This is a genomic window from Nannocystis pusilla, from assembly GCF_020073745.1.
In the GTDB taxonomy this organism is placed as follows: domain Bacteria; phylum Myxococcota_A; class Polyangia; order Nannocystales; family Nannocystaceae; genus Nannocystis; species Nannocystis radixulma.
Genome location: NZ_JAIRAU010000056.1, coordinates 170,067 through 182,666, shown reverse-complemented (window position 1 = coordinate 182,666; position 12,600 = coordinate 170,067). Strand labels below are relative to the sequence as shown.

At 72.1% G+C, this 12,600-nt stretch carries 10 protein-coding genes; 6 read left to right on the top strand and 4 right to left on the bottom strand.

The genetic code is table 11. From position 1 onward, the window contains the following. The first annotated feature begins 1 nt into the window (after position 1). The 3 genes from K7C98_RS38530 to K7C98_RS38520 all read left to right on the top strand — a co-directional run bounded on the left by K7C98_RS38530 (position 2) and on the right by K7C98_RS38520 (position 2,749). Positions 2-1,018: a hypothetical protein gene (locus K7C98_RS38530; protein ID WP_224196911.1), complete on the top strand. Its 1,017-nt coding sequence runs from the start codon at positions 2-4 to the stop codon at positions 1,016-1,018. Continuing rightward, positions 1,015-1,179 (top strand): hypothetical protein, encoded by a 165-nt coding sequence (locus K7C98_RS38525; RefSeq protein WP_224196910.1) that lies wholly within the window; start codon positions 1,015-1,017, stop codon positions 1,177-1,179. Before K7C98_RS38530 ends, K7C98_RS38525 begins: the two co-directional genes overlap by 4 nt. Positions 1,180-1,522: 343 nt before the next feature. Next, entirely contained in the window at positions 1,523-2,749 is a 1,227-nt protein-coding gene (locus K7C98_RS38520) for a TlpA family protein disulfide reductase (RefSeq protein ID WP_224196909.1), read from the top strand. 208 nt (positions 2,750-2,957) lie between these two features. On the opposite strand, the gene K7C98_RS38515 is transcribed toward K7C98_RS38520, so the two are convergent. Further along, complete coding sequence (locus tag K7C98_RS38515) at positions 2,958-4,172, bottom strand: hypothetical protein (RefSeq protein ID WP_224196908.1); 1,215 nt, start codon at positions 4,170-4,172, stop codon at positions 2,958-2,960. Positions 4,173-4,307: 135 nt separating this feature from the next. On the opposite strand from K7C98_RS38515, the gene K7C98_RS38510 reads away from it, so the two are divergent. From K7C98_RS38510 to K7C98_RS38500, 3 genes are all read left to right on the top strand, one after another. Beyond that, positions 4,308-5,870, top strand: a complete 1,563-nt coding sequence (locus K7C98_RS38510) for a DUF4215 domain-containing protein (RefSeq protein WP_224196907.1) — start codon at positions 4,308-4,310, stop codon at positions 5,868-5,870. Beyond that, a complete protein-coding gene (locus K7C98_RS38505) occupies positions 5,867-6,112 on the top strand; it encodes a hypothetical protein (protein ID WP_224196906.1) in 246 nt (81 codons plus the stop codon). The genes K7C98_RS38510 and K7C98_RS38505 overlap by 4 nt, the downstream gene beginning before the upstream one ends. Before the next feature lie 825 nt (positions 6,113-6,937). Beyond that, on the top strand, positions 6,938-8,650 hold the full coding sequence (locus K7C98_RS38500) for a serine/threonine-protein kinase (RefSeq protein WP_224197142.1): 1,713 nt from the start codon (positions 6,938-6,940) through the stop codon (positions 8,648-8,650). 10 nt (positions 8,651-8,660) lie between these two features. Here the strand turns inward: K7C98_RS38500 and K7C98_RS38495 are convergent, their stop codons facing one another. The 3 genes from K7C98_RS38495 to K7C98_RS38485 form a co-directional block, all read right to left on the bottom strand. Further along, complete coding sequence (locus tag K7C98_RS38495) at positions 8,661-10,319, bottom strand: hypothetical protein (protein WP_224196905.1); 1,659 nt, start codon at positions 10,317-10,319, stop codon at positions 8,661-8,663. 812 nt (positions 10,320-11,131) lie between these two features. After that, positions 11,132-11,503, bottom strand: coding sequence for a hypothetical protein (locus K7C98_RS38490; protein ID WP_224196904.1), 372 nt, complete (start codon positions 11,501-11,503; stop codon positions 11,132-11,134). A gap of 47 nt (positions 11,504-11,550) precedes the next feature. Beyond that, positions 11,551-12,531, bottom strand: coding sequence for a hypothetical protein (locus tag K7C98_RS38485; RefSeq protein ID WP_224196903.1), 981 nt, complete (start codon positions 12,529-12,531; stop codon positions 11,551-11,553). Positions 12,532-12,600: the final 69 nt, after the last annotated feature.

Below are 12,600 nucleotides of genomic sequence, written 5' to 3'. Positions count from 1 at the left end.
TATGGCGACGGCGACCGACCTGACCACCCGAGTCCTCATCGCGCTCACGGCGGCCGTGTGGGCGATGGTGCTGTTCGTCGCCTACGCGGTGCTCTCGGTGCCGACCGCGAGCGTCGACGAGAGCGCGGCGAAGGTCTGCGACCCGCGCCGGCCCGACGAGGAGCAGTGCCCCGACGGCCAGTGGTGCGTGCACGGGCAGTGCACCCCGCACGAGGAGCCGCAGGTGGCCCAGCGCGGCGAAGTGTGCCGCGACTGTCCGTGCGACGTCGGCCTGCAGTGCGGCGCCGACCTGCGCTGCCGCCCGCGCAACGAGCCCGAGCCGCCGGCGCCGACCTGCGGCGATCCGGCGGTCGAGGCGGCCGTGTCGCGCCTGACCCAGGCGTGCCTGCAGCGGCGCACCAGCGTGCAGGACCGCGTCGAGAGCGGCGAGGGCTGCAGCGCCGACGAGTGGCGGGCGCTGCTCGCCGACGACGACGAGATGAACTCGCTGCTGGCGGCCTTCCCCGACCGCCTGGCGGTGTACTTCCCGTCCGGAGAGCCGCGCGCGCGCCAGCCGTGGCCCGACGCGTCGACCCGCGCGCACATCGTCGGCGAGCTGGCGAGCCACGCCAAGGCCCTGCGCGAGGCCAAGATGCTGTTCGTGATCGGCCGCTCGAGCCCCGACGGCAGCCCGACCGACGATCATGCGCTCGCGCTGCGCCGGATCAACGCCGTGGAGCGGCTCATCGACCAGGCCCTCGGGCGCGACAAGCCGAGCGAGCGCGGCCAGGGCCCGATGCTGATCGGCTGGGGCGCGCCGAGCGACCGACCCGTCGCGCTCGAGGCGTTCGTCCGCAACTACGCCGGCACCCAGACGCCGATCGCCACCACCCGCGAAGGCAGCGAGCGCCTCGCCGCCGCCTTCGCGGCCGTGCGGGCCGGCGAGCCGGTGCCGAACCGTCGCTCGCTCGAGCGCGACGTGAATCGGGTGGTGCTGGTGATCCCGGTGCCCTGCGCGGGGACGAAGGAGAAGCCGTGACCACGGAGGCGACGGTCCGCCGCGTGCTGCTGGCGGCGGCGCTGGCGGCGACCGTCGCGGTGGCCGCGGCGGCGACCGCGATCTGGCAATTGCAGCAGGTCCGCAGGGACATGTCGTCCGCGCTGGCGACCTGCGAGTGCTGCGAGGAGCCGGAGCGATGAGCGCGGGCTGCGAGCGGCCTGGTGGAGACGAGCGCCTGGCGCATGTCCGAAGCGACATGTCGACCGGAGCGCCGCGCGAGCGCTGCGACGAGCGCGTGGAACGCGTCTGTCTCTCTGTACAGGTCCGATGGGACATGCCACAGATCGGCCGAGAGCAGCGCGCCCGGGCCTCGCGTGCTGGCTGTCTCTCTGTACAGGTCCGATGGGACATGCCACAGAGCGACCGAGAGCAGCGCGCCCGGCCCTCGCGTGCGGGATGCCTCTTTGTCCAGGTCCGATCGTGCATGCCACCCGCGCTCGACGGTGAGCCGGCCGGCGACCCGCGCCGCGAGGAGACCCGGGGGTGAAGACCACGCCGCTGCCTGCCGCGCCGGAGACGCCCCGCGCGTGGGTGTGGACCGCCTTCGCGCTCCTCGCCTCGGTCGCGGTGCTGTCCGGGCTGACGCTCGTGCTGGCGTGGCGGATCGCCGAACAGGCCGCGGCGCTCGAGCAGCTGCGGGACCGCGCCGCCTCGTGCCCGGCGCCCGCGCAAGTGTCGTCGCCCCAGCTCGTCGAGATCGAGGCAGCCCCCCCGCCCCCGCCGAGCGAGCCGCTCGGGTCGGGGTCGTACGTCGCGGCGGGCGTCGACATCGGGCCGCTGATGCGGCTGCGGCTCGAGCGCGTGCGCCAGGGCGCCCCCGCGGGCACGGTCCGCTTCGGCTCGTCCGAGGTGCTGTCGCCGAAGGCCGTGCACGTGCTCAGCCTGTGGGCCCCGTGGTGCGTCGCCTGCAAGGAGGTCCTGCCCGACCTGCGCGCGCTGTTCGCCCGGCGCGGCGCGAGCTGGGGCGAGGCGGTCCGCTTTTTGCCGGTCCAGGTGCTCGACCCCACCGCGCCCGAAGACGCGATCCGGACGTGGGGCCCGCTCATGCCCCCCAGCGCGGTGCAGCTGGCCGACCGCTCGCTCGCCGACAGCTTCGTCGCCGCGCTGCGCGACGACTCGCGCCGCCTGTACCAGGGGACCTTGCCGGTGACGCTGGCGCTCGACTGCAACCGACGTGTCCGATGGGCCAGGATCGGCGTGCCCACCGACGCCGAGATGAAGGAGCTCGAGGATTGGCTCGACACGTTCCGCGCCGAGATGGCCGAGGGCGACTCGCGCTGCCGCCAGATCTGGTGCGGCAACGGCCGCTGCGAGGCCGGCGAGGCCGGTCGCTGCGAGGAGGACTGCGGCTCACCCGCCGAGACGGCGCCGAGCGAGCGGCCGGTGACCGGACCGACCGAGGTGGCCGTCGCCGCGCCGCTCGAGCCGCCGGCAGCCGTGGGACCGGAGGCGCCGAAGACGAGCCCCAAACCGCGAGCTTGCCCGCGAGAGTGCCCGCGCTGCGATGCGAAAGGCCGTTGCTTGACGCTTTGGGACGGACCGGAAGCACCCGCCGCGGCGCCCCCCACGGGCTGCGGTGACGGCAATTGCGACGCCGGTGAGGACGCGAGCTCGTGTTGCCGCGACTGCGGCTGCAAGCCACCGCTGCAGTGTCGACGGGGCGCGGACGAGCGCGATGTCTGCTTGCCGCCGCGGCTGTGGCCGGACTGAAGCGACGTGCAAGACGGCCGCGAGGGGCCGCGACGCTGCTCGATCGGAAGCGGCCCTTCGAACACGAGGGCCGCGGACGCAGCGCGATCGGGAGGGGCCTTCGAACACGAGCGAGACGCCGGAATAGCGACAGCTACCCGATGGGCCGCACAGTCAAGAGCGGCCAGTGCCCAGACGCGGAGCTACGGACCGGCCGCACGCAACGCGATCAGAAGCGGCCCTCGAACACGAGCGAGGCGCCCCCGATGCGGAACTGCGGACCGGCCGCGAGCTGGAAGCGGCCGCTGCGATCCACCAACAGGCCAGTGGCCGCGCTGACCAACATGCCGCCGCCGAGGCCGAGCAAGGCGCCGCCCACCGTGTGCGTGGCGCCGGCGCGCCCGATCGCGCTGCGATCGCTGTCGGTCCAGGACGTCCGATCGTCCTCCCGGCCGAAGGCCTGCGCGCCGAGGCCGAGAGCCACGGCGCCGCCCACCGTGGCGAGGCCACCGATCGACGCCGTGACGATCCAGCCGAGCCGACGCTTCCTCGGCTCGGCGACGCGGCCGACGAGGCCCCCGATCAGCGCGCCCACACCGACACCGAGCACGGCGGCCCCGGCGGTGCGCAACGTCCCGGCGCCGGCGATCGCTCGACGGCATGCGGCGATGGGGTAGAGCGGCTCGCCGCCCTGACAGGTCTCGATCGGGCCGTCGAGTCTCGCCGACCACCGGCCCTGGCCGACGCCGAGCAAACTGGCCCCGACGACGATCCCGGCGCCACCCGCCCCGCTCCACGCCAGGGTGAAACGGCGCAGCGCACGAGCGTCCGGACGCGCCCGCAGCTCGAAGATCTGCGGGGCCTCGCCCGCCGCCGCGACCCGCACCTCCTGCGTGACGGGCTCGAACCGCGGGTCGTCCACGCGGAGCCGCCAGACCCCAGGATCCAGCGAGAGCACGGTCCGCTCGGCCGGTCGGACCGTGAACGTGAGATCGGGGCGCTGCTCGGTGGCGTACGCGGCGACGAAGCTGACGGTGATCGCCAGCGGACCGTCGAGCGGGCGCGGCGTCCGCAGCTCGATCGGCACGGCGCGCGTCTCCGTGCGAGCCGTCCGCAACAGCGCCGAGGCCTCCTCGCGCTGCGCCGGCGTGAGAGTCGGGAGCGCGAGCAACGCCTCGAGGTGCACGACCGCATGGGTGTGCTGCCGCAGGGCGATCCGCGAGGCTGCTGCATTGAACAGGTCCGATGCGACATGTCCTTCGCGCCACAAGGCCTCGAACTCGAGCGCGGCCTCGGAATAGCTGCCGCGCTCGAACGCCCCGCGCGCCCGATCGCGACGCGCCTCGGCGCTCCCCGGATCGCTCGCGCTCACGCCGGGCGCGGCAGAGACGCCCGGATCGACCGGCGCCAGGAGCAGGAGAGCGGCCACGAGGACGCAGACCATGAGGCCGGAAGTGTACGGAAAACGAGCGACGAACGCGAGGCCCAACCGCCGTTGGGGTACCCCCCAACTGGCGTTGGGGGCCCTGTCGCGCGCGGAGCCGTTGATCGCCGAGAGTCCATCCTTTAAGCTCCGTCGATGCTGCGCGTGCACGTGCGACTCGGCTGCCTGCTCGTCCTCAGCTGCCTCAGCTGCCTCAAGAGCGACTTCCCGCCGGCCGACGATCCATCGTGGCAGTGCAACCAGGACCGGGTGTGCGACCCGGACGAGAACCAGGTGTCGTGCCCCGACGATTGCGCGTGGTCCGAGGCGACGGGTGAAGGCCCCGCCGCGGCCGTGTGCGACGCGCAAGAGAACTGGACCTTCGTCGAAGCCTGCCTCGACACCTGCGGAAACGGCCAGGAGGACGCCGGCGAGACGGAAGAGACGTGCCCCCGCGACTTCCCGGGGCCCGGCTGCGGCGACGGCGTTTGCAGCGTGGATGAAGACCCGGCGCACTGCCCGACCGAATGCCACGGGGGCAGCTGCGGCGATGGAGTGTGTGACGTCCACGAAAACGCCGCCGCGTGCGGCGAGGACTGCGGCGCCGGCTGCGGCGACGGGGCCTGCGACGCCGGCGAGGAAGTCACCTGCCCGCGCGACTGCGAGCCGTGTTCCGGGGACTCGTGTGTCTGCGGGGACATGGTCTGCGGGCCAGGCGAGTCCATGACCACGTGTCCGCAGGACTGCACCGAGCCGATCTGCGGCAACGGGGCCAAGGAAGACGGCGAGGCCTGCGACGACGGCAACATGCTCGACACCGATGCCTGCACCAGCGAGTGCGAGGAGGCGACCTGCGGCGACGGCATCGTCTGGGCCGGCGAGGAACAGTGCGACGACGGCCCCGACAACGGGCCCGGCAAGCCCTGCACTGCCCTGTGCGAGCTCAGCGCCTGCGGCGACGGCGACCTCGGCCCCGGCGAGACCTGCGACGACGGCAACGACATCGACACCGACGAATGCACCAACGCCTGCGAACCCGCGACCTGCGGTGATGGCTCGGTCTGGGCCGGTGAGGAGGACTGCGACGACGGCAACGAAATCGACACCGACGACTGCACCAATGCCTGCGAAGACGCCCGCTGCGGCGACGGCATCGTCTGGGACGGAGAAGAGGAATGCGATGACGGGAATCAGGTCGACACCGACGGCTGCTCGAACGAGTGCCTGAAGCCGCGTCGCGTGATCTTCGTGACCAGCACGAAGTTCGAGGGCAATCTCGGGGGCATGAGCGGCGACATCAACTGCCGCACGGTGGCGATGAACGCAGGCCTTGCCAATGCCTCGACCTTCAAGGCCTGGCTCTCCACCCCAGATGTCTGGCCCGCGATGCGCATGGACACCAGCTACCTCGGGATGTACGTCCTCGTCGACGGCACCCTGGTCGCCGAGAACGGCTGGCCGGACCTGACCGACGGGACACTCGCGCACGCCATCGACCTTACGGAGCTCGGCGGGAGCGTGGACGTCGCGCCGTGGACGAACACGAAGGCCGACGGCACGCTTGCCGGTGCCAACCATTGTAACTTCTGGACCAGCGACAAGGCGGGGAATTCCGGCCATTACGGCGCTTCAAGCGCGATGGACGCGACCTGGACAGATAGGATGGGCACCATCCCGTGCTCCGCCTCGTCGCCTATCTACTGCGTCGAGGACCCATGACGAAACAGGGCTTTCTTCCGGCCGCGCGGGTGCGACCAGCATACATCCTGTTCGTCAGGACATGTCTCTTTGCGCTGGTCATCATCGCCTGCGCCCGCGAGCCCGAGCACCCGCCCTGGCAGGGCAACGACGACTTCGTACGCGACCTCGACGAGAATCAGCACGCGTGCCCGTCGGACTGCACGTGGTCCGAGGCGACGGGCCAAGCGCCCGCGGCCGTGTGCGACGCGCAAGAGAACTGAGCCATCGTCCATGCCGGCGCCGACACGTGCGGAACAGCAAGGAGAACGAGGGCGAGTCGGTCGAGACCTGCCGCGCGCCTCCCGGGACCGGCCCCCGCGTCGGCGGATGCACGCCCGACGAGTACCTTTGCGCGCTGCTCGACCCGGTGCCGGGAGCCGCGGCACTGGCACGGGCGAGCGCCATGAGAACGCGGCCATCTGCGCGGAGGATTGTAGAGTGCAGCACGGGGTGTGTCCGGCCGGCGAGGAGACGGACCGTGTCCCCTGCGGCAGCGACTCATGTGTCAGACGAATCGACGACGAGCTGCCCGCAGGACTGCACCGAGCCCTTCTAAGAGCTCGCGCTCGCCAGTCGACGCGAAGCGTCGCCCGTCGCCTGCGCGTTCGGACAGCTCGGAGCCCCGTCGAGCCCTGCGCAGAACCTGTCCTTTGGGACATCCGCATCCTGCTCCGTCCCACGGGTTTCCCTGATCCCGCCCCATGGAAGATCCGACGTCCGCCGGCTGCAGGTGCCGGGGGGTCGATCTCACGCGTGCGCGGGTCCTCACGCGAAGGGTGAGTCTGCGTGCGTCTGCGGCGGGCTCATCGTCTGCCCTCGGCCTTCTGCGTCCGCCAGGGTGTACGGGCGGAGGCGGCGAGCGGTCGAGCCTGCTGGCTCTCGGACCGGGCGCGGGGATGCTCGGTGGGTCCGGGGGGTGTTCCACGGATGTGGCGCGGAGCACGTGCAACCGGGGTGGCCTGTCCGAAGAGACAGACTTTTCCCGCGGCAGGCCGGGGTATACTCCGCCCCGCCATGTCCCCCCACGACCTGGAGGCCGCGCCTTGGTGAGCACCGAGCCGAGCGCCCCGCCGAGCCCGGAGGGCGAGCTGTCCGGGCTGTGGATCGGGCGGCTCATCGACGAGCGCTACCGGGTCGTCGAGGTCCTCGGCGAGGGCGGCATGGGGGCGGTGTTCGTCGCCGAGCACCTCAAGCTGCGCAAGCTCGTGGCCCTGAAGACGATCCGCGCCGAGTTCGCGGGCGACGGGCAGGCCGAGGCGCGGTTCGCCCGCGAGGCGCTGGCGACGGCGCAGATCGATCACCCGCACGTGGCCAGCGCGATGGACTACGGGCACCTGCCCGACGGCGGCGCGTACCTCGTGATCCAGCTGGTCCGCGGCGAGAGCCTGGCCAAGCGGCTCGAGCGCGGACCGCTGCCGTGGCGGCAGGTCGCCGAGCTCGGCGGGCAGATCGCCGATGCGCTGGCCACCTGCCACGCGGTGGGCATCATCCATCGCGACCTCAAGCCCGACAACATCCTGCTCGAGCAGCGCGACGACGGCTCGTTCCACGCCCGCGTCGTCGACTTCGGCATCGCTCGCCTGTCCGGGGAGACAGGTGACGGCGCGGTCGTCGACGCCTCGCAGCCGATCACGCGCATGGGGGCGATCATCGGCACGCCGGGCTACATGGCGCCGGAGCAGGCGGTGGGCCAGTCGATCGACCACCGGGTCGACCTCTACGCGCTCGGGGTGATCCTGTGGGAGTGCACGACCGGCCAGCGGCTGTGGCAGGGCGACAGCCTGACGGCGCTGTTCGCCCGCCAACTGGCGGGCTCGGCGCCTACGCTGCGCGACATGCTTCCGGGGCAGGTCCCCGACGCCCTGTCCGATCTCGCGGCGCAGCTGATCTCCCCCGCCCCCGACAACCGGCCGGCGCAGGCGGCGGCGATGCGCGACGAGCTGCGGCGGCTGGCCTTCAGCGGCGGTGACTCGATCCACAGCACCGGGCCCGACCTGCGGCCGTCCACCGGCCCGATCAGCATGTCGCACGCGCCCACCGCGGCCAGCTGGGCGGGGCCGCGGCCCGAGTTCTCGACCCCGGGCGGCACGCTCATCGCGGGTCCGCCGGGGATACCGGCGTGGCAGCTGCGCCTGCGCACGCTGGCCTTCCAGCGGCCGCAGCTGTTCCGCTACGGGGCGGCCGCGCTGGCGCTGCTGGTGCTCGTGCTCGTGTATCAATGCGGTCGTCACAGCGAGCCCGACGCGCCGGCGGCGGCGGTCGCGGCCCCCGAGACGCCGGCCCCGGAGCCGGGCAAGGGCAAGGGCAAGGGCGACAAGCCGGGCAAGCCGGAGGCCAAGCCCGAGGCCAAGCCGGAGGCCAAGCCCGAGCCGCCGCCGCCGCCGCCGGAGGTCCTGGCGGAGATCCCGGCGGCGTTCGCCGAGCCGGCCCAGGTGCTGCTGTCGGGCACGGGCAACAAGGCGCGCAAGAAGGCCGCGGAGGCGATCACGGGCGCGAGCGAGGCCGACAAGGCCGACATCCCGGAGTACATCCGCAACCTCGCGTGGCTCGAGAAGCTGTCGCGCTGCGAGGACAAGCGCCCGGTGCTGCTGAAGATCGAGGAAGCCGGCGACCCGCGGGCCCTGCCCGGCCTGCAGATGGTCGCCAAGACGCCGAAGAACGGCTGCCGCGACTGGTTCGTCGCCCGCGACTGCATCGGCTGCCTGCGCGAGGACCTCGGGCGGGTGATCGGTCGCTTCGAGGCCCAGGCGGACAAGTGACGCGCCGCGCTCACCGGGGCGCGCAGATCACCCCGATGTCGAGGTCGCCCGGCGAGTGGGCGCCCGGACACACCAGCTGGCCGCCCGACTTGTAGCATTTGCTGAGCGGGTCGTTGAAGCCGGGCGGCGGCGTGTTCACGCCCGGCATGCCGCATTCGGGGTCGGGGAGGTTGTCCTCGTGCTCGGGCGCCTGCTCGAGCGGCCAGCGGGCCAGGAAGCCGAAGCGAATGTAGGTACCGATCGTCGCGGCCGCGTAGGCGAACGTGTCGTTGTTGCGGAACGCGAAGTTGTTGTGCCAGCAATCGTCGCCGCGGTCGTTCTCGTACGCGGCGAGGTGCTTGATCTTCTTCAGGCCGTAGCCCTTGTCGGTCACCAGCTTGCCGGCGCACAGGCCCCCGTGGCCGTGGGTGTGCGTGTCCATGATCGGCGACAGCCGGGCGACGTTGTCCTTCCACGGCACGAACATGTGGTGCATCGATTCGTGGAGCACCAGGCGCGGCACGTCGAACACCTGGCTCGGCGTCGTATAGGCCTTCTCGCACAGCTTCATGTTGCTCTTGACCGCGTGGTGGCCGCCCGGCCTGGTGGTGTTGCAGATGTCGCCGGGCCCGTCGGGCGTGCACTCGATGTCGAGCTCGAGGCCGCCGACCTCGTGGTCGTGGAAGGTGCGCCACAGCCGGTCGTAGGCGACGCGGATGGCCTTGAACCGATACTCGGCGTAGGGCCCGAAGTAGAACGCCAGCGCGGTGTTGGGGCCGACGTCGTCGCTCTCGTAGCTCATCAGCCGCTCGCCGCCCTCCGACCCGCCCTCCGCGGCCCACAGGTACGGCCGGTCCTCGGGGGGGCTGGCGGCGATGAAGTCGAGCATCTGGCGCACGCGGTGCAGGTCGTGGTTGGCGCGCAGCCAGGCCGCGCGGGTCTTGGCGCACTCGTCGACGGTGCAGCTCGACAGCGGCGGGAAGCTGACCGCGACCGGCGGCACCTCCGACGCCAATTCATAGGCGAGCGCGTCGCAGTCGGCCTCGCGCGCCTGCGGGACCTGGTCGTCGATCGCCAGGGTCGCGACCGGCCCGGCGTGCTCGTCGCGGCGGTCGAACACCGACACCATCGCCAGCGTCGCCCGGCCCAGCCCGTCCTCGCCCGCGGCGCGGGTGTAGGTCTTGAGGACGACGGCCTGGTCCAAAGGCAAGGTGGCCGGCAACACCAGCTCGGGCGCGCCGCGGGCGGTCCCGGCCTGGTGGGTCAGATGCACGGTCAACGCGCCGAGGTCGAGCGCGACGTCGTCGTCGCTCGCGTCGGCGACGCGGCGGACCTGGTGGACGCGCACCGGCACGCGGACGTTGAGCAGGCGGCCCGCGGCGCGCGTGTCGAAGTGCAGCGTCGGGCGCCCGCCCTGCTGCCGGATCTGCGCCAGCAGCTCGGTCAGGCCGGACGGCGGCGGCAGCTCGGTCTCCTCGTCCGGCGAGAGCTCGCGCTCGACCGCGCCGGCCGCCGACGGCTCCTCGCACGACAGCTCGCCGACCAGATACGGGGCCTCGATCGCGGGCGAGGGCGACGCGGTCCCGTCGTCGCTGTCGGCGACGTGGTGGGCGTCGCCGTGATCGTCGACGCCCGAACACGCCAGCGCGAGGCACAGCGGCGCGAGCAGGCGGCCGAGCCGATGGTCCACGACGCGTCCGCGCCTGTGTGTCGCATGCATGGCAATCACTCCGGGGTTCCGAACAACACCGCCGCGCCGGGCGATAAGCCGCCGGCGGGGCACGACTACGATTCGACGAAGGCGACAGGCTAATCGGCGCGGATCGACGTGATATGAAGCGACCGCGTCGGAGCGGCGCGTGCACTCATGGATGAATGCCGAGAGGGCGCAGGCGGGACCTCGCGTCGATCCGGCGAAGCGCCGATCCGACGGTGGACGGCGGACGATGTCGCCGCGTACGTGGTGGTCCGATCATTGGGCCTGCTCGCGCTCCTCTTCTCCGCGGGCTCCGACGCGGTCACGAACAAGGTGGCAAAGCCCGGCCGTCGCCTCGCCCGCCGGGTGGGGCGGATCACGCGCCGGGCCGATCGGGCTTGCCCGGTTGCTCCGCCGTCTGCGCCGGTCCGCGGCTGCACGTGCGAATGGCGGCACCGGCCGCGAGTTCGACGGTGGTGCCGCCCGCGCACAGCGGATGGTGATCCAGCGCAGAAAGGCGGAGGCGCGCGCGCCTCGCCGGCGCCGCTGCCGGCCTCGGCGGCCCCGGCGGACGCCACGCAGGCCGTACGACCCGAATCGCGCCGCGACGGCGCGGATCTGTCCCCGCCGGCGGCCCCGTCGCTCGTCGGTGTCACTACCACGCCTCGTCATTGCCGCGTCGCCAGGACAGGCCGGCGCTGTCGCATGGCCGAGCGCCGCGCCCGGACGGCTCGAATTGTGCGAGGGCCGAACGACTCGCCCCGCGAGTCGTCCGGCCCTCCTCTTTCACGCCGCTGAAGCGCGGCTCAGCTGGTCTTGCGCGCGGCCATGTAGGCCTCGGTCAGCGCCGGGTCGGCGGCGATCTCGAACATCATCGCGTCGAGCTTGGCGCGGTCGAGGCCGTGCTTGGTGAGCACGTCGTCGGCGTGCTCGGGGTCGGCCGCGATCTCCTTGGCGACGGCCGCGGCGATCTGGACCTTCTCCTGGGCCGGGTCGGGCTTGACCGGCTCCTCGGGCTTCGGCGCCGGCTCGTCGGCCTTCGGCTCGGTCTTGGCGACGGGGGTGGTCTTGGTCTCGACTTTGGTCGTCTTGGTGACCTCGGTCTTCTTGGCCTCGCCGCCGCAGGCCGGCAGCGCGAGCGCGGCCGCGCACAGCGCCGCCGCGACGAATCGACCCATACCAATGAATGGAGTGCTGGAGTGATGCATGACGTGTGCTCCTTCCTTCACTGCGGGGTCGCAGCCTTGTCTTTCCTGGCGCCGGCCTTGCCCTCGGCCTTGCCCTCGGCCTCGGCGGCCTTCATGTCGAGCTTCTCCTCGCGCTTCTCCAGCTTCTCCTCGCGCTTTTCCACCTTGTCGGAGATCTTGCCGAGCTTGTCGTCCTGCTTGTCTTCGGCCTTGTCGAGCTTCTCGTCGAGCTTCTCCTCGGCCTTGTCGAGCTTCTCGCCCATCTTCTGCAGGCGCTTCTGCTCGGCCTCGAGCGCGGCCTTCTCGCCGCCGCTGGCGGTCGGCAGCTTGGCCTCGATCTCGCGCAGGCGCAGCTCGACCTGCCCGCTCTTCTCGGTGATCTCCGCCGACGAGGCCGCGAGCTTCTCCAGGCGCTTGTCGTGGCGATCTTTGGCCAGCAAGATCTTCTTCTGGCCCTTGGCCAGCAGCTCCTGCCGCTTCTCGAGCAGCTTGGCCCGGCGGTCGTTGTTCTTCTGCGCCAGCTCGTCGAGCTTGACCTTGAGCTTGTCGGCCTCCTCGGCCGACAGCTCCTTGGTGTCTTCCTTGCGGTCCTTGATCTTGGCCGCCAGCTTCTTGCCGTGCAGGCCCGACGCCACCTGGACGCGGACCCACTTGCCGAAGCCCGCGCTGGCCTTGCCGCGCTTGACGGTGGCCTCGGCCTCCTCGGCGACGAGGTCGCTGGCCTCGCCGGCGCCGAGGCCGACCTCCTGCGTCACGGTGAGCGCCTCCTTCAGGTCGGCCTCGGGCACCCCGGCCGCGCGCGCGTCGGCGGCGGCCAGCGGCAGGTCGATGACGGCGAGGATGTCGTCGCTGAGCGCCTCCTCGTCGGTGATCTTGATGGAGGCCGAGGCCGTCGCCGGCGCCTCGGCCGCCGCGGTCACGGGTGGTGGTCCCGGGGGCAGGTCGGCCCGTCCGGCCGCCGGCAGCAGCAGCGCCAGCGCGAACGCGCCGACGGAGACACTGACTGTGTGCTTGTGCATGGTGTTGACTCCGGGGCCAGCATAGACGACTTCGCGCATTCGCGAAACGTCTTGGCATGTTGCGGTCGC